Here is a 16,290-nt window from a genome sequence, read left to right as displayed (position 1 = left end):
CCGAAGACGCGCCGGTGCTGGGCGGCCCCACACCCCCCGAACAAGTCCTCGAGGCCACCACCCCCCCTAGCCCCGCCCCAGCCCCCGCCACCCCTCCCGTGGCCGTTCCGCCGCTGCCCCCGATGCCCGTCGAGCAAGCCGGTGGGACCTCACCCCCCTCCACCCCCACCCTCGACTCCAGCCCCTTCATCCTCCCGTCGCTCACCCCCCTGAACGACCTGGGGACGGCGCCTGGCGACTACGGCTCGGTGATCCTGCAGGCCGTCACGCCCGTCCACGTCGCGCAGTTGGGGACGCGACCGGACATCCTGGAGTCGCTCGACCAGGGCTTCCCCGCGCTGCGCGACAGCGCCGCGGCCGGCAACGGCGGCACGACCGATGGGGCGATGCTGGCCGTCCTGAACGGCATCCCGGACCTGGCCGCCACCGCCGGCGGCCTGAACTACACGGTGCCGCGCGACGCCTTCGTGCACACCGATGGCAAGGCCATCGTCAAGCTGGAGGCGCGCCTGCTCGACGGGCAGCCGCTGCCGTCCTGGCTGGCATTCGACGGCATTTCGGGCCTGTTCAACGGTCGCCCGAACGGCGATGCGCTGCACTCGCTGCAGGTCGAGGTCACCGCCCGCGACGATGCCGGCCGGGAGGCGCGCACCACCTTCACGGTGCTGGGCGATGCCGGCCGCTGGTCGCCCGCGCTCGATTCGACCGACCGCGGCTTCCCGGCGCTGCGCCTGTCGCTGTCGCAACTGGGGCTGGGTCGCCCGGCCGACGGGTCCGACCTGCTGGTGCGCTACCAGCCGATTTCGGAGCTGCGGCTGGAGATCGGGCGTGGCCTGGGCTTCAACATCCCGACCGACGCCTTCGCCCACACCAACCCGCGCGCGGTGGTGCGGCTGCAGGCGATGCTGCGCAACGGCGATCCGCTGCCCGGCTGGATGGAGTTCGACGGCATCACGGGTCGCCTGAGCGGCACCCCGCCGGCCGACTTCGAGGGCGTGCTGGAAATCCGCGTGGTCGCCCGCGACAATCAGGGCCTCGAGGCCGTCAACGAGTTCACGCTGACCATCGGCCATCCGGACGCCGCGGCGGCGCGCGATGCCGCCGACCCGGCCGGCGTCGACCACCGCGGCGGGGCCGACCAGGACGAGAAGGACAAGGCGGAGAAGCGCCAGCGGGCGCAGGCGGAGCACGGTGATGACGCGCCCGAGCAACAGGACGCCCCGGCGCGTTCCGCGCCCGGCGGCAAGTCCGCCGACGGGCATGACAAGATCAAGGTCAAGCCGGGCGCACCCAGTTTCGCCGACCAGCTTCGCCATGTGCGCGAGCAAGGTTCCGGCAAGGATGCCGACGCGCTGCTGGCCCGCGCGCTGGCCGGCAAGGGCGGCGACAAGCCTGCCGCCAAACGGGTGTGAGACGGATGCAGACAACGATGAGGGGTAACGGATTGGCAACTCGCATGGATAGCGCGGGCCGCCCGCGCGGGCGCAGGCTCGCGGGTCTGGCTGCCGCCGCTGCAGCGGCAGCGCTGCTCGCCGGCTGCGCCGTCCTGCCCGAGCCGCTGACGGCGCAGGAGCAGTCCACCCAGGCCCAGGCCGACCTGGCAGCCGTGATCGGCGCCATCGAGCCGGTGACCGAACCGCTGACGCTGCCCGACGCGATGGCGCGCGCGATCCGCCACAACCTGGAGTTCAAGGTCCGCCAGATGGAAGCCGCCCTGCAGGCGCGCCAGCTGGACCTGTCCCGCTACGACATGCTGCCGCGGCTGGCGCTGTCGGCCGGCTACACCGCGCGCGACAACGACGCCTTCGGCCTGGGCTTCCAGCCCGATGGCACGATCAGCTCGGTGCCCAGTGCCGCGGTGGAGCGGTCGCGCTACACGGCCAATGCGGCGCTGACCTGGAACATCCTGGACTTCGGCGTCAGCTACTACCGGGCCAAGCAGGGCGCCGACCAGGTGCTGGTGATGGAGGAGCGCCGCCGGCGCGCCCTGCAGAACCTGATGCTCGACGTGCGGCTGGCCTGGTGGCGGGCCGAGGCCGCCCAGCGCCTGCTGCCGCAGATCGACGCCATGCTGGTCGACATCGAGCGCGGTGCCGAGCGCTCGCGCATGATCGAGGCGCGCCGCCTGCTGCCCCCGCTGCAGATCATCGCCTACCGCCGCTCGCTGCTGGACCTGCAGCAGCAGCTCAGTGCGCGCCGGCAGGAACTGGCGCAGTGGCGCGCCGAGTTCGCCGACCTGGTCGGCCTGCGCCCGGGCGAGAGCTACCAGGTCGCGTCGCCGGAGCCGGCGGCGCTGCGCCTGCCCGACCTGATCACCCGCGCCGACGACCTGGAGGCGATGGCGCTGGAGCGCCGGCCCGAACTGGGCGAGGAACGCTATCGCGAGCGCATCACCGCGGTGGAAGGCCGCAAGCAGATGCTGTCGATGCTGCCGGGGCTGAACCTGAGCGTCGGCTCCAACTACGACAGCAACCGCTTCCTGATCAACAACCAGTGGAACGAGGCTGGAACCCTGCTGTCGTTCAACCTGCTCAAGCTGCTGTCGCTGCCCTCGATGAGGCGCACGCAGGAGGCCACCGAGCAGCTGGACAAGGCGCGCCGGCTGGCGGTGGCCATGGCGGTGATGACGCAGACGCGCATCGCGGTCAACCGCTACCAGCTGCTCAAGCACGAGATGGGCATCTGGAACGAAGCCCTCGAGGACGACCGCGCCCTGGTGCGCGCCATGCGCGCCACCCAGCAGTCCGGGCTCGAGACGGAGCTGGAGCTGATTCGTGCCGCGGCCCGGCTCGCCATCACCCAGATCAACCGCGACGTGGTGCACGCCAACCTGGAGCACGCCATGGGCCGGGTGATGAACTCGGTGGGCTACGACGTGGTCACCTCCGAGACCTCCGCCGACCAGGCGCCCACGCTGGCGCGCCAGCTGTCGGCGTCGCTGCAGCAGTTCCTGGGCGACAACTTCAGCGTGCAGGCGACCGCGCCCATGGAGCAGGTCACGATCGGCCCGGTCACCGGGCTGCCGGCCACGGCCCAGCACGACTTCACGCAGGCCATGCACACCGTGCTGCGGGTGATCCGGATCCCGGTGGCGCCGCAGGGCGGCGCGGTGCGCGCCGACGTGGCCGTGGCGCTCGGCCCGAAGCAGCCGTCCGGCCGCCCGGTCACGCTGAAGGTCACCCTGCTGGGCGGCGGCGGCCAGAAGGTGTTGCACACCGCCGAGATGAATTCCATGCTGGTCGAACCGGTCACGGCCGACCAGTGGCAGGTGCTGGGGGAGGCCGCCGTGTTCCGCGTGGCCGACCACCTGCGCGAGCTGCTGGGCGGGGGCCTGCAGGCCTCCGCGGCCGCCGACACCCTCGCCCTCACCCAGGGCAACACGCTCAAGCTGGATCGACGCTGGACCGGCCCGGCGCCCTCCACGGCCCAACCTTGAACGGCATCCGAGAGTCAACCCCGATACCCATGTCCAAGACTGTCATCACCCTGCTGCGCGGCGCCCTCGCCGCCATCCTGCTGGCGCAGGGCGCGCTGGCCTTGGCGCAAGCCGCTCCGGCCGCCGCCCCGGCCGATGGGCCGCACGGCGCCGCACCTGTCCGCACGCCCGCGCCGGCGGCGAATGCCGTGGCCAGCGACGCCGGCAGCGTCCGCGCCCTGATCGTGGCCGACCAGGAAGCCACCATTTCCTCGCAGTTCGCCGGTCGCATCACCAGCATGCCCAAGCAGGTCGGCGACACCTTCGCCGCCGGCGAGCTGCTGGCCGGCTTCGATTGCCAGGAGCGCCAGGCCAACGTCAAGGCGGCCCAGGCCGAGGTGCTGGGCGCGCGCGAGACGCACCTGGCCAAGCTCAAGCTGCAGAGCCTGGGTGCGGTCAGCGAGCTCGACGTCACGCTGGCCGCTGCCGCCGCCGAGAAGGCCAGGTCGCAACTGGCGCTGGCGCAGGCCCAGGAGAAGTACTGCTTCGTGCACGCGCCGTATGCCGGCAAGGTGGTGCGGGTGCGTGCCAAGGCCTTCGAGTCGGTGCAGCTGGGCCAGCCGCTGCTGGAGATCGTCAACCTCGCCAGCCTGCGCGCGCAGCTGTTCGTGCCTTCGTCCTGGGTGCGCTGGATGAAGCCGGGCAAGGCCTTCACGCTGGTGGTGGACGAGACCGGCCAGTCCTACACGGCGCGCGTCAGCAAGATCAGCGGCCGCATCGATGGCGCCAGCCAGACGGTGGAGGTGCTGGCCCGCTTCGACAAGCTGCCGGCCAACGTGCTGCCGGGGATGATCGGGAAGGCCAGCTTCCCGGAGGCGAGATAGCGGCCGATGGAATCCCTGGATCCGGCCCAGGCCCTGCTTCGCTACGAAGCCGAGCTGGTGGCCGCAGGGTCGGCCGCCGAGGCCGCCTTCGTCGCCGTCAACCGGCTGGGCAGCATCCTGCCATTCCGGTTGGCGGTGCTGCTGCGGCCCGACCCCGTGCGCCATGCGCGCGTGGCGGCCGTCTCGCACCTGTACGAAGTCGACGAGAACGCCCCCTTCGCGCAGTGGCTAGGGCGCCTGGCCCGGCACGCGGGCCGGGAGGAACTGGCCGTGCTCGACGCCGCCGGACTGCCGCCCGACCTGGCGCAGGACTGGGGCGAATGGCTGCCCGAGCACGCAGTGCTGTGCCGGCTGGCCACTCCGGCCGGCGCGCTGGTCGGCTGGCTGCTGGTGGCGTTCGAGCGGGCACCCCAGGAGGCCGAGCAGGCGCTGCTGCAGCTGGCGTCCCGGCAGGTGGCCCTGGTGCTGGGGGCCTGGCAGGCCCGCCGCTGGTTCGGCATCGGGCAGCTGCGGCGCGTTTTCACGCCCAAGGTGGCGCTGGGCGTCGCGCTGGCGATTGCGCTGCTGATGCTGGTGCCGGTGCGGCTGTCCTCGCTGTCGCCGGCCGAAGTCTCGGCGCTGGTGCCGGCATCCATCGCGGCGCCCACCGAAGGCGTGCTGGCGAAGTTCCACGTGCCGCCCAACACCCTGGTCAAGGCCGGCGACCTGGTCGCCTCCATGGACGACACCGTGCTGCGCAACCGGCATGCGGTGGCGCTCAAGGGGCTGGAGATCGCGCGCGCCGAACTGGCCCGCGCCGGCTCCAAGGCCTTCGGCGATGACCAGAGCCGGGCCGACCTGCTCACGCTGAAGGCGCGGGTGGACGAGAAGCAGGCCGAGGTCGCCTACACCGAGGACCTGCTGGACCGCATCCAGCTGCGCGCCCCGCGCGCCGGGCTGGTGGTGTATTCCAACCCGGACGAGTGGATCGGCCGCACCCTGGTCACCGGCGAGCGCGTGGCGACCGTGGCCGACCCGTCCCAGGCCGGGCTCACCATCCACGTGCCGGCCGAGGACGCCATCGCGTACGAGCGCGGCGCCGAGGTGCGCTTCTTCCAGAACGTGGCGCCGCTGCAGGCGCTGGATGCGCGCGTCACCGAGATCGGCTACGAGGCCGAGCAGACGGTCGATGCCGGCCTGGCCTACGTGCTGCGCGCGGAATTCGAGCCCGGCACCGAGCTCCCGCGCCTGGGCGTGCGGGGCACCGCCAAGATCTATGGCGAGCAGGTGCCGCTGGGCTACTACCTGCTGCGCCGGCCGCTGGCCTCGCTGCGGCGCCTGGTGGGGGTCTAGGTGAGCGCCGTTCCCGCACTGGCGACGGGCGGCGCGCCGCCCGATCCCGCCGACCTGCCGCTGCCGCGGCTGCGCAGCGACCTGCACATCCAGCGGGTGGGGAGCTTCCGCGACGGCTCGCCGCGCTTTCGCATCCACGACCCGCTGCGCAACCGCTACTTCGAGCTCGGCCTGGTGGACGTGGACATCCTCACCCACTGGCGCGCCGGCGAGTCGCCGCGCGAATTGGCGGCGCGCATGGAGGAGGAGGGCGCCACGGCGGTCGATGCCGACGAGGTGGTGGCGCTGCGCGCGCTGCTGATGCGCTACCAGCTGGTCGCCGCCGACGACGGCGGTGGCTTCATGATGCTGCGAGACATGTGGCGGCGCAGCCGGGTGCACTGGCTCAGCTGGCTGCTGCACAACTACCTGTTCTTCCGCATCCCGCTGGTGCGGCCCGATGCCTGGCTGGTGCGGCAGCTCCCGTGGGTGCGCGCGCTGGTCTCGGCGCCGGCCCTGTGGCTGCTGGCGGCGCTGGCGGTGGTGACCCCGGTGCTGCTGGCACGCGAATGGAACGCCTGGACCGAGTCGCTGGCCGGCATGCTGACCTTCGACGGCATCGTGGCCTCGGCGGCGGCGGCCTTCTTCGCCAAGATCCTGCACGAGCTGGGCCATGCCTTCGTCGCGCGGCACCACGGCGTGCGGGTGCCGGTGATGGGCGTGGCGTTCCTGGTGCTGCTGCCCATGCTGTACACGGACACCAGCGACAGCTGGAAGCTGCAGGACCACCGGGCGCGCTTCCGCATCGCCGCCGCCGGCATGGCCATCGAGCTGGCCCTCGCGCTGCTGGCCCTGTTCCTGTGGACGCTGACACCGCCGGGCGGCCTGCGCTCGGCGCTGTTCTTCCTGTCCACCACCTCGCTGCTGCTGACGCTGTCGATCAACGCCAGCCCCTTCCTGCGCTTCGATGGCTACTTCCTGCTGTCGGATGCGCTCGATTTCCCCAACCTGCACGAGCGCAGCGGCGCGATGGCGCGCTGGTGGATGCGCCGCGTGCTGTTCGGGCTGCGCGTGCCGCCGCCGGAACACCATTCGCGCGCGATGGCGCGCTTCCTGGTGGTGTTCGCCTACGTCACCTGGCTGTACCGGCTGGTGGTGTTCCTCGGCATCGCGCTGCTGGTCTACTACGCCTTCTTCAAGCTGCTGGGCATCGTCCTGATGCTGGTCGAGCTGGGCTGGTTCATCGCGCGGCCGGTGCTGAGCGAAGCCGGCGAGCTGTGGAAGATCCGCTCGCAGCTGCGCCCGCGCTGGTGGCGGCTGGGCGGCCTGCTGCTGCTGCTCGCCGGCGGCTTCACCCTCTGGGCCTGGACTGCCGAATCGCGCTCCTCGGGGCTGTTCATGGCGGCCGAAGAGACCCGGCTGTTCGCGCCCTCGCCGGCCCGCATCGCGCAGGTGGCGGTGGAGCCGGGCCGGCGCGTGCAGCCGGGCGACCTGCTGGTGCAGCTGGAAGCGCCCGACCTGGCCTTCCGGGCGCAGTCGGCCCAGGTGCGCATCGAGCGGGCCCGGGGCGAACTGGCGCGCATCCCGGCCAGCGAACGCCAGCGCGAGCGCAACCAGGTGCTGCAGGAGGAACTGGCCCAGGCCCTGTCCGAGCTGCAGGCGATCCAGGAGGAATCCGCGCTGCTCACCATCCGCGCCGGCCACGCCGGTCGCGTGGTGGACATGGCGCCCGACCTGCTGCCCGGCCGCTGGGTGCATCCGCGCCGGCTGCTGGGACGCGTGGTGGCTACCGGCCACGGCCAGGTGCGGGCCTGGGTGACCGAGACGCAGGTTCGGCGGCTGTCGATCGGCGAGGAGGTGCGCTTCGTTCCGCGCCTGCCGGAGCACGAGCGCGTGACGGGTCGCATCGTGCGCATCGACCGCACCGGCTCGCGCATCCTGCCGCACGCGATGCTGGGGAGCCAGCACGGGGGCGACCTGGTCGCCAGCCAGAACACGCGCGGCGAATGGGAGATGCGCCAGGCGCTCTACCAGGTCGACGTGGAGACCGATGCGCCGGCGCCGCGCCGCCTGCTGGCCGGCCACCTGCACGTGCCGACCGGGCCGGGCGAGGCGGTGGTCGCCTCGCTGCGGCAGTTCCTGACGGTGCTGGTGCGGGAGTCGGGCTTCTAGCGCGCGGCCTGCCGCAGCTTGAAGCGCTGCAGCTTGCCGGTCTCGGTGCGCGGCAGGCTGGGCAGGAACTCGATCTCGCGCGGGTACTTGTAGGGCGCGATGGTCGCCTTCACGTGGTCCTGCAGCGCCTTGACCAGCTCGGGGCCGGGTTCGTGGCCCGGCTTGAGCACGCAGAAGGCCTTGACGATCATCCCGCGGTCCTCGTCCGGCTTGCCGACCACGCCGCATTCGGCCACGGCCGGGTGCCGCAGCAGGGCGTCCTCGACCTCCGGCCCGCCGACGTTGTAGCCGGCCGTGATGATCATGTCGTCGGCGCGCGCCTGGTAGAAGAAGTAGCCGTCGGCGTCCTGCACGAAGGCGTCGCCGGGGAAGTTCCAGCCGCCCTGCACGTAGTTGGACTGGCGGGCATCGTCCAGGTAGCGGCAGCCGGTGGGGCCGATCACCGCCAGCTTGCCGACCGTGCCGCGCGGCACCTCCTGGCCCTCGTCGTCCACCACCTTGGCCTGGTAGCCCGGCACCACCTTGCCGATGGCGCCCGGGCGCACGTCGGCGCCGGCCGAAGAGATGAAGATGTGGAACATCTCGGTGGCGCCTATGCCGTCCAGCATCTCGATGCCGGTGGCCTGCTTCCACAGCTGGCGGGTGGCGTCGGGAAGGCCCTCGCCGGCGCTCACGCACTGGCGCAGCGTGGGCACGCCGTGCTGCCTGGCGAAAGGCGCCATCTGCCGGTAGAAGGTCGGCGCCGTGTAGCAGATGGTGGCGCCGACCTCGCCGATCAGCTTGACCATGGCCTCCGGCGTGTACGGGATGTCGGGGAAGTAGACCGAGGCGCCGGCCCACATCGGAAACACCAGCAGGCCGCCCAGGCCGAAGGTGAAGGCCAGCGGCGGCGAGCCCATCACGATGTCGTCCGGCGTGGCCTTGAGCACGTGGCGCGGCCACGCCTCGCAGGATGCCAGCACGTCGCGGTGCGAGTGCACGGCAGCCTTGGGCTTGCCGGTGGTGCCGGAGGTGAAGGCCAGCAGCGCGATGTCGTCGGCGGCGGTGGGGCAGGCGGCAAAGTCGCCCGGCTTCTGCGCCGCACGCACCGCCAGCGAGCCGGCCTGGTCGGGGGCGTTGAACAGGACGATCTCGCGCAGCCCGGGCCGCCCTTCGCGCGCCAGCTGCAGTTCGTCCACCAGCTTGGCGTCGCACAGCGCGACCGCGGGCTGGGCCTTGTCGATGATCTCGCCCAGTTCGCGCGCCCGCAGCAGCGGCATGGTGGCGACCGCCACCATCCCGGCCTTGACCACCGCCAGCCAGGCCAGCGCCATGCCGATGGAGTTGCCGCCGCGCAGCAGCACCCGGTTGCCGGGCACCAGCCCCAGGTCCTCGACCAGCACGCGGGCGATGCGGTCCACCCGCTCGCGCGCATCGGCGTAGGTCAGCGTGATCTTGGGCGAGCGCAGCATCGGCCGGTCGGCCCAGCCCTTATCCGCGGCCTTGTCGAGCAGTTCCTCGACCAGGTTCAGGCGGTCGGGCAGGCGCAGCTCCGGCAGGTCGTAGCGCATCTGCGGCCACTGCTCGCGCGGGGGCAGGCGGTCATGGACGAAACAGTCGGTCTGGGCGGACATCGGTCTTTCCTGTGGCAATCACTGCGGCTGCTGGCCGCTGTCGAGCGCGTGCTCCTTCACCTTGCCCAGCAGCCGGTACAAGGTGGCGAGGTCTTTGTCGGTCAGCGAGGAGAAGGCCTGCACGATCCATTCCTCGTGCTGCCGGGCCATCTCGTTGAACAGCTTGCGCCCGCGGGGGGTCAGGCGCACCCGGTAGGCCCGGCGGTCGCCCTCCACGTCGACCCGGTCCACCAGCCCCTCCTGCGCGAGCTGGTCGGTGATGCCGGTGACGTTGCCGCCGGTGACCATCATGCGACGCGACAGCTCGTTCATCTTCAGGCCCTCCGGGGCGCGCTCGAGCTGCGCCATCAGGTCGAAGCGCGGCAGGGTGGTCTCGAAGCGCTCGCGCAGGCGGGTGCGCAGTTGCTTTTCCACCAGCTGGGTGCAGGTCAGCAGGCGCAGCCACAGCCGCAGCGCCTCGGGGTGCTCGCTGTGCGCCCGCGCTTCCATGTCCATGGGCGTGTCGAAGGAGTGGAGGTCTAAATAGTTTAAACCTCAACTAATTGCTGTCAATGGAAAGATGCGCGGCCGTCCTACAGCTGAGCAGTTGACCGTGGCGTTTTCGGGTGGCAAGGTCCGGTCCGTGCCCATCTGCCAGGAGCTGGAACCATGGAACCCCTGGAAAAGAAGATCGCTGCGCAACTCGAGTCGTTGCCCGTGCGCGTCGCATTGGTGCTGCCCGGCGCCAGGCGGCTAGGCGCGGCCCAGGCCGACGTGACGCTGACGCTGTCCGACTGGTCGGCGCTGGCCGTGCTGGCCGCCGGCCAGATCGGCAAGCTGGCCGAGGAGATCGTGGAAGGCCGGGTCGAGGTGCAGGGCCGCATGCGCGACCTGATGGCTGCCGCCGCCCACCTGCTGCCCGGCAGCCCGGTCGGCAGCGACACCCGCTGGTGGACCCAGGCCATGCGCCACGCGAAGTCGCTGGCGGCGCACGCCTCGCCGCAGAAGGACGCCGAGAAGATCCAGTTCCACTACGACGTCTCGGACGACTTCTACGCGCTCTGGCTGGATCCGCGCCGGGTCTATTCCTGCGCCTACTACCGCGACACCGGCATGTCGCTGGCGCAGGCGCAGGAGGCCAAGCTCGACCACATCTGCCGCAAGCTGGCGCTGCGCGCCGGCGAACGCTTCCTCGACATCGGCGCCGGCTGGGGCGGGCTGCTGATGTGGGCGGCCGAGCACTACGGCGTGGACGCCACCGGCATCACGCTGTCGAAGAACCAGCACGCGCACGTGAACCGGCTGATCGAGGAGAAGGGCCTCCAGGGCCGGGTGCGCATGGAACTGCGCGACTACCGCGAGCTGGACGAAGGCCAGGGCTACGACAAGATCGCTTCGGTCGGCATGTTCGAGCACGTGGGCAGCGCCAACATGCCCGTGTACTTCGGCAAGATCCAGCGGCTGCTCAAGCCGGGCGGGCTGGTGATGAACCACGGCATCACGGCCGGCGGGGTGGCCACTTCGCAGCTCGGCGCGGGGATGGGCGACTTCATCGAGAAGTACATCTTCCCGGGCGGCGAACTGCTGCACGTCAGCCACGTGCTGCGCGAGCTGTCGCTGGCCGGGCTGGAGATGGTGGATGCGGAGAACCTGCGCCCGCACTACGCCCGCACGCTGTGGGCCTGGTCGGACGCGCTGGAAGACCGCCTCGACGAGGCACGCAAGGTGCTGGAGACCACGGCCAGCGAGCGCAACGCGGGCAAGGTGCTGCGTGCCTACCGCCTGTACCTGGCCGGCTGCGCGATGAGCTTCGAGCAGGGCTGGATCGCGCTGCACCAGGTGCTGGCGACGCGGCCCGACGGCACGCCCGAAACGGGCTCGCTGCGCGGCGCACAATCGGTCTACCCGTTCAACCGCGGCTACATCTACGCAAGCTGATGCTCTACAAGTTCAAAAGCAAGGCCGCCGGCGACCTGATCATGCTCGAGCCCAACGGGCGGCGGGTGCTGCAGATCATCGGCAAGGACCCTGGCCCCAAGGGCATCATCGAGCCCGACCAGATGCCGGCCGCCATCCAGGCGCTGGAAGCGGCGATCCTGAAGGAGGAGGCCGAGCAGCAGGAGGCGATCGCCGACGCCAGGGCCAAGGGCCAGGTGCCGCCGACCTTCGCCGAGGTCTCCCTGCGCCAGCGCGCGCTGCCCTTCATCGACATGCTCACCCGCTGCCAGAAGGCCGGCGCGGACATCGTTTGGGGAACGCCCTAGCGCGGGGTGCCGCGGCGGCTGCATTCGCCGCCGCGATCACCCTCAGTCCACTTTCGCGCCGGAGGCCTTGACCACCGGCTGCCACTTCTTCAGCTCGGCGTCGATGTGGGCGGCGAAGGCCTGCGGGGTGTTGCCGCTGGGGATGGCGCCCTGGGCCAGCAGCTTCTCCTTCAGCTCGGGCGCGTTGAGTGCCTTGGACACTTCCTGCTGGATGCGGTTGGCGATCGAGGGCGGCAGACCGGCGGGGCCGAGCAGGCCGAACCACGAACTGGCCTCGTAACCCTTGAGGTTGCCGGCCTGTTCCACCGTGGGCACGCCGGGCAGGGCCGCCGAAGGCTGGGCACTGGTGACCGCCAGCGCCTTGAGCTTGCCGGCCTTGATGTGCGGCATGGAGGCGGGCAGGTTGTCGAACATGACGTCCATCTCGCCGCCGATCAGCGCCATCAGCGCCGGGCCCGAGCCGCGGAAGGGGAAGTGCACCATGTAGGTCCCGGTCATCGCCTTGAACAACTCGCCGGCCAGGTGGATCGAGGTGCCGTTGCCGCTGGAGGCCATGTTCAGCTTGCCGGGATTGGCCTTGGCGTAGCGGATGAAGTCCGCCACCGAGTTGATGTTGTTCTCGCGCGCCTTCTCCACCGGCACCACCATCACGTTGGGCACCGCGGCCACCAGCGTGATCGGCGTGAAGTCCTTCTGCGGGTCGAAGGGCATGCGCGCGTACAGCCACTTGTTGATGCTCTGGGTGCCGACGGTTCCCATCAGCAGCGTGTAGCCGTCCGGCGCCGCCTTGGCGACCAGGTCGGCGCCTATGTTGCCGCCGGCGCCGGGCTTGTTGTCGACCACGAAGGACTGGTTGAAGGCCTTGCTGAGCTCCACCGAGATGGCGCGCGCCAGGATGTCGGTGGTGCCGCCGGGCGCGAAGGGCACGACGATGCGCACCGGCTTGCTGGGCCAGTCGGTCTGGGCCCAGGCAGGCGCGGCCAGGGCCGTGGCAGCGGCGGCGCCCAAGGCCAGGACGTGGCGGCGTGCGAGGCGGGTGGGATTCATGGGGCGGGTCTCCTGCTTGGATGAAGCTGTCGCGGGAGGCGCATGATGCCATCGAGCCCCCGTTGGCGTGAGTCACGTTTGTTCGGGGGTGCGCGGCGCGGTTGGTCGTCGCCGGGCAACAAAAAAAGCCGCCCGGAGGCGGCTTGCTGGCATGGCGGATGCAGTGGTTCGCGTCAGTCGGCGTACACGCCGGCGGCACGGATCACGGGAGTCCACTTGTTGATTTCCGAGGCCACGAACTTCTTGTGCTCGGCCGGCTCGACGCGCTTGTCATTGACGATCACCGCGCCCAGCTCGTTCTGGCGACGCACGAAGTCCGGGTCCTTCAGGGCGACCTTGAGCGCGTCGTTGAGCTTCTTGAGCACCGGCGCCGGCACGCCCTTGGGCGCGTACAGGCCGTGGAAGATGTTCACTTCGAAGTCCTTGAGCCCGACCTCCTGAAGCGTGGGCAGGTGCTTGAGCGCCGGGGTGGTCAGGCGCTGGCGCGTGGTGACGCCGAAGGCCTTGACCTTCTTGCCCTCGATCTGCGAGCTGGTGTTGGTGGTCTGGTCGCACATCAGGTCGACCTGGCCGCCGATCAGGTCGGTCATGGCCGGCGCCGTGCCCTTGTACGGGACGGTGGTCATCTCCAGCTTCAGCGCACTCTGGAACAGCAGGCCGCACAGGTGCGAGGCGGCGCCCAGGCCGGCGTTGGCCAGGTTGATCTTGCCCTTGTTGGCTTCCAGCCACTTGGCCAGTTCGGCGTAGTTGCTGGCCGGCAGTGTCGGGCGGCCGATCAGCGTCATCGGCACTTCGTTGACCATGCCGAGGTACTCGAAGTCCTCCAGCGTCTTGTACGGCAGGTTGCGGTACAGGGCCGGCGAGGTCGCGATGCCGATGTGGTACAGCAGCAGCGTGTGGCCGTCGGCCGGGGCCTTGGCCACCTTGTTGGCACCGATGGTGCCGCCGGCGCCGGCTGCGTTCTCGACCACCACGGTGGCGCCGTTCAGCGGCTTGCGCAGCGCCTCGGCCAGCTGGCGGGCCACGAGGTCGGTGGGGCCGCCGGCGGCGAACGGCACGACGATGGAAATCGGCTTGGTGCCGGGGAAGTCCTGGGCGCCGACACTGGCGGCAGCCAGGAGGGCCAGGGGCACGGCGGACTTGAGCAGCAGCTTCATGGGGGCTCCTTCGGGAATGGAGCGCCATGATGGCAGTGGCCCGCAAGCATTTCGTCGCGGGAACTACGTAGCGCCGTGCTGATCCCGCCCCTGTGCCGCGCGGCGGTTGATGCGCATCAACCTGCCGCGCGATCAGCGGTAGCTGCGAGCGTCCTCGATGACCTTGCCGTCGTTGGGCAGCGCGCCGGGCGCCAGGCACTCGACGTCGCCGCGCAGCTTGGTGACCTCGCGGATCGCCTCGGCGATGCGCTCGTCCAGCCCCTGCGGCCAGGACGCCGCTTCGACTTTGAGCGTCATCTGGTCGTTGGCCATCTCGCCGCTGACCACCAGCCGGGCCTTCACCACTTCCGGGAAGCGGCGGGCGATGTCGGCCACCTGGCCGGGATGCACGAACATGCCGCGCACCTTGGTGGTCTGGTCGGCCCGGCCCATCCAGCCCTTGATGCGGGCGTTGGTGCGGCCGGTCGCGCAGGTGCCTGGCAGCATCGCGGACAGGTCGCCGGTGCCGAATCGGATCAGGGGATAGCCGGGGTTTAGCGTGGTGACCACGACCTCGCCGACCTCGCCCTCGGCAACCGGGTCGCCGGTGCCGGGCCGCACGATCTCGACCAGGATGTCCTCGCTGAGCACCAGGCCCTGGCGGGACGAGGTTTCATAGGCGATCAGCCCGATGTCGGCGGTGGCGTAGCTCTGGTAGACGTCCAGCCCGCGTTGCGCGAACCAGTCGCACAGGCTGGCCGGCAGCGCCTCGCCGCCGGTCACCGCCTTGCGCAGGCTGCCCACGTCGGTGCCCGTCTCCTGCGCCTTCTCCAGCAGGATGCGCAGGAAACTGGGCGTGCCGGTGAAGGCGGTGGGGCGCAGTTCGGCGATCGCCTGCAGCTGCTGCTCCGTCTGGCCGATGCCGGCCGGGAACACGCTGCAGCCGACCGCGTGCGCGCCGGATTCCATGATGAAGGCGCCCGGCGTCATGTGGTAGCTGAACGCGTTGTGCACCAGGTCGCCGGAGCGGAAGCCGGCGGCGAACAAAGCGCGCCCGGTGCGCCAGTAGTCGCGGGTGCCGCCCTCGGGTTCGTAGATCGGCCCGGGCGAGGAGAACACGCGCGGCATGGCCGGCCCGCGCACCAGCGCGGAGAAGCCGCCGAACGGGTCGCGGCCGACATGGGCGCGCTGGCGCTCCAGCAATTCGTGCTTGCGCGTGACCGGCAGGCGGGCCAGCGCCTCGCGCGAGGTGACGGCGCCCGCGTCGACGCCCTCGAGGATCGCCGCCATCGCAGCCGAAGCCTGCTGAGCATGCGCCACCTGCCGGGGCAGCGCACGCAGCAGGGCGGCCTCTCGCTCGGCCGGATCGCGCGTTTCCAGCGCGTCGAAGAACTCGCTCATCGATCGTCCTTGCTTTCAGTTCTCCAAGAGGGCATGCCTACTGCATCGCCGCAGTGCCCGCCGCGGAATCCCAGTGCCACCGCGGATCCGGCTCCGCCGGTCCGCTGGTGGCGCCCCCTGGGGGAGGCGCCGGAGGCGCTTCGGGGGTCACGCCAACCAGCGCTTGCGCCGCTTGTAGCTCTTGACGTCACGGAAGCTCTTGCGCTCGCCGCCGCCCACGCCGAGGTAGAACTCCTTGACGTCCTCGTTGCTGGCCAGTTCCTGCGCCGGCCCGTCCATGACGATGCGGCCACTCTCCAGGATGTAGCCGTAGCTGGCGTACTTGAGCGCCATGTTGGTGTTCTGCTCGGCCAGCAGGAAGGTGGTGCGCTCCTTGGCGTTGAGGTCCTTCACGATCTCGAACACCTCCTCCACGATCTGCGGCGCCAGGCCCATGGAGGGTTCGTCCAGCAGCACCATGCTGGGGCTGGCCATGATCGCCCGGCCGATGGCGCACATCTGCTGCTCGCCGCCGGAGGTGTAGGCCGCCTGCGAGGTGCGGCGCGTCTTCAGGCGCGGGAAGTAGGCGTAGACCTTCTCCAGGTTGGCGGCGATCTCCGCCTTGCTGGCGCGCGTGTAGGCGCCGGTCAGCAGGTTCTCCTCGATGGTCAGGTGGGCGAAGCAGTGCCGGCCTTCCATCACCTGCACCACGCCGCGGCGCACCAGTTCGGCCGGCGACAGGTTCTCGATGCGCTCGCCGCGCAGTTCGATCGAGCCCTTGGTCACCTCGCCGCGCTCGCCCTTGAGCAGGTTGGACACGGCGCGCAGCGTGGTGGTCTTGCCGGCGCCGTTGCCGCCAAGCAGGGCGACGATGCCGCCTTCGGGCACCTGCAGCGAGACGCCCTTGAGCACCAGGATCACGTGGTTGTAGATGACCTCGATGCCGTTGACGTTTAGAACGACAGTCCGCGGCTCCAAGCCTGCCTGCGCAGGCTTGGACGGACTGTCGCAAGCCGGCCTCTGGCCGGCGTCGGCCTTCGATGTGGATTCCATGATAGGGATGGCTGTAGGGAGGGCTGGGATGGGGGC

At 70.7% G+C, this 16,290-nt stretch carries 13 protein-coding genes; 7 read left to right on the top strand and 6 right to left on the bottom strand.

The window, feature by feature from the left end:
* Window positions 1–122: 122 nt before the first annotated feature.
* The 5 genes from VEC03_RS06445 to VEC03_RS06425 are packed head-to-tail and all read left to right on the top strand — an operon-like array spanning window position 123 to window position 7,782.
* Entirely contained in the window at window positions 123–1,412 is a 1,290-nt protein-coding gene (locus VEC03_RS06445; RefSeq protein WP_324913699.1) for a putative Ig domain-containing protein, read from the top strand.
* A gap of 44 nt (window positions 1,413–1,456) precedes the next feature.
* A complete protein-coding gene (locus VEC03_RS06440; protein WP_324913697.1) occupies window positions 1,457–3,436 on the top strand; it encodes a TolC family protein in 1,980 nt (659 codons plus the stop codon).
* 29 nt (window positions 3,437–3,465) lie between these two features.
* Window positions 3,466–4,299: an efflux RND transporter periplasmic adaptor subunit gene (locus VEC03_RS06435; protein WP_324913695.1), complete on the top strand. Its 834-nt coding sequence runs from the start codon at window positions 3,466–3,468 to the stop codon at window positions 4,297–4,299.
* A 6-nt stretch (window positions 4,300–4,305) separates the two neighbouring features.
* Window positions 4,306–5,631 carry an efflux RND transporter periplasmic adaptor subunit gene (locus VEC03_RS06430; protein ID WP_324913693.1) on the top strand — a complete coding sequence of 442 codons (1,326 nt, stop codon included), beginning with the start codon at window positions 4,306–4,308 and terminating at the stop codon, window positions 5,629–5,631.
* Window positions 5,632–7,782 (top strand): efflux RND transporter periplasmic adaptor subunit, encoded by a 2,151-nt coding sequence (locus VEC03_RS06425; protein WP_324913691.1) that lies wholly within the window; start codon window positions 5,632–5,634, stop codon window positions 7,780–7,782.
* On the opposite strand, the gene VEC03_RS06420 is transcribed toward VEC03_RS06425, so the two are convergent.
* Together VEC03_RS06420 and VEC03_RS06415 are read right to left on the bottom strand one after the other, a co-directional pair.
* Complete coding sequence (locus VEC03_RS06420; RefSeq protein ID WP_324913690.1) at window positions 7,779–9,395, bottom strand: AMP-binding protein; 1,617 nt, start codon at window positions 9,393–9,395, stop codon at window positions 7,779–7,781. The two genes, VEC03_RS06425 and VEC03_RS06420, sit on opposite strands and share 4 nt — an antisense overlap.
* 18 nt (window positions 9,396–9,413) lie before the next feature.
* Window positions 9,414–9,890 carry a MarR family transcriptional regulator gene (locus VEC03_RS06415; protein ID WP_324913688.1) on the bottom strand — a complete coding sequence of 159 codons (477 nt, stop codon included), beginning with the start codon at window positions 9,888–9,890 and terminating at the stop codon, window positions 9,414–9,416.
* A 153-nt stretch (window positions 9,891–10,043) separates the two neighbouring features.
* Between VEC03_RS06415 and VEC03_RS06410 the strand changes: the two genes are divergently transcribed.
* Window positions 10,044–11,312 carry a class I SAM-dependent methyltransferase gene (locus VEC03_RS06410; protein ID WP_324913686.1) on the top strand — a complete coding sequence of 423 codons (1,269 nt, stop codon included), beginning with the start codon at window positions 10,044–10,046 and terminating at the stop codon, window positions 11,310–11,312.
* Complete coding sequence (locus VEC03_RS06405) at window positions 11,312–11,638, top strand: DUF1840 domain-containing protein (protein ID WP_324913684.1); 327 nt, start codon at window positions 11,312–11,314, stop codon at window positions 11,636–11,638. The genes VEC03_RS06410 and VEC03_RS06405 overlap by 1 nt, the downstream gene beginning before the upstream one ends.
* 42 nt (window positions 11,639–11,680) lie before the next feature.
* Here the strand turns inward: VEC03_RS06405 and VEC03_RS06400 are convergent, their stop codons facing one another.
* The 4 genes from VEC03_RS06400 to VEC03_RS06385 form a co-directional block, all read right to left on the bottom strand.
* Window positions 11,681–12,685 (bottom strand): tripartite tricarboxylate transporter substrate binding protein, encoded by a 1,005-nt coding sequence (locus VEC03_RS06400; RefSeq protein WP_324913682.1) that lies wholly within the window; start codon window positions 12,683–12,685, stop codon window positions 11,681–11,683.
* A 173-nt stretch (window positions 12,686–12,858) separates the two neighbouring features.
* Window positions 12,859–13,842 (bottom strand): tripartite tricarboxylate transporter substrate-binding protein, encoded by a 984-nt coding sequence (locus VEC03_RS06395; protein WP_324913680.1) that lies wholly within the window; start codon window positions 13,840–13,842, stop codon window positions 12,859–12,861.
* Between the two features lie 132 nt (window positions 13,843–13,974).
* A complete protein-coding gene (locus VEC03_RS06390; protein ID WP_324913678.1) occupies window positions 13,975–15,222 on the bottom strand; it encodes a phenylacetate--CoA ligase family protein in 1,248 nt (415 codons plus the stop codon).
* Between the two features lie 147 nt (window positions 15,223–15,369).
* A complete protein-coding gene (locus VEC03_RS06385) occupies window positions 15,370–16,179 on the bottom strand; it encodes an ABC transporter ATP-binding protein (protein ID WP_324913677.1) in 810 nt (269 codons plus the stop codon).
* Between the last annotated feature and the right edge of the window lie 111 nt (window positions 16,180–16,290).

The organism is Ramlibacter sp. (genome assembly GCF_035627355.1).
Classification (GTDB): Bacteria; Pseudomonadota; Gammaproteobacteria; order Burkholderiales; family Burkholderiaceae_C; genus Ramlibacter.
The sequence above is the reverse complement of the archived record's forward strand: the minus strand, read 5'-3'. Positions and strand labels throughout refer to the sequence as shown.

Coding starts and splice junctions, on each gene's coding strand:
- VEC03_RS06390 (WP_324913678.1), bottom strand. CDS start 15,222: ATGAGCGAGTTCTTCGACGCGCTGGAAACGCGCGATCCGGCCGAGCGA.
- VEC03_RS06400 (WP_324913682.1), bottom strand. CDS start 12,685: ATGAATCCCACCCGCCTCGCACGCCGCCACGTCCTGGCCTTGGGCGCC.
- VEC03_RS06420 (WP_324913690.1), bottom strand. CDS start 9,395: ATGTCCGCCCAGACCGACTGTTTCGTCCATGACCGCCTGCCCCCGCGC.
- VEC03_RS06410 (WP_324913686.1), top strand. CDS start 10,044: ATGGAACCCCTGGAAAAGAAGATCGCTGCGCAACTCGAGTCGTTGCCC.
- VEC03_RS06405 (WP_324913684.1), top strand. CDS start 11,312: ATGCTCTACAAGTTCAAAAGCAAGGCCGCCGGCGACCTGATCATGCTC.
- VEC03_RS06430 (WP_324913693.1), top strand. CDS start 4,306: ATGGAATCCCTGGATCCGGCCCAGGCCCTGCTTCGCTACGAAGCCGAG.
- VEC03_RS06445 (WP_324913699.1), top strand. CDS start 123: ATGCCCGTCGAGCAAGCCGGTGGGACCTCACCCCCCTCCACCCCCACC.
- VEC03_RS06395 (WP_324913680.1), bottom strand. CDS start 13,842: ATGAAGCTGCTGCTCAAGTCCGCCGTGCCCCTGGCCCTCCTGGCTGCC.
- VEC03_RS06440 (WP_324913697.1), top strand. CDS start 1,457: ATGGATAGCGCGGGCCGCCCGCGCGGGCGCAGGCTCGCGGGTCTGGCT.
- VEC03_RS06435 (WP_324913695.1), top strand. CDS start 3,466: ATGTCCAAGACTGTCATCACCCTGCTGCGCGGCGCCCTCGCCGCCATC.
- VEC03_RS06415 (WP_324913688.1), bottom strand. CDS start 9,890: ATGGACATGGAAGCGCGGGCGCACAGCGAGCACCCCGAGGCGCTGCGG.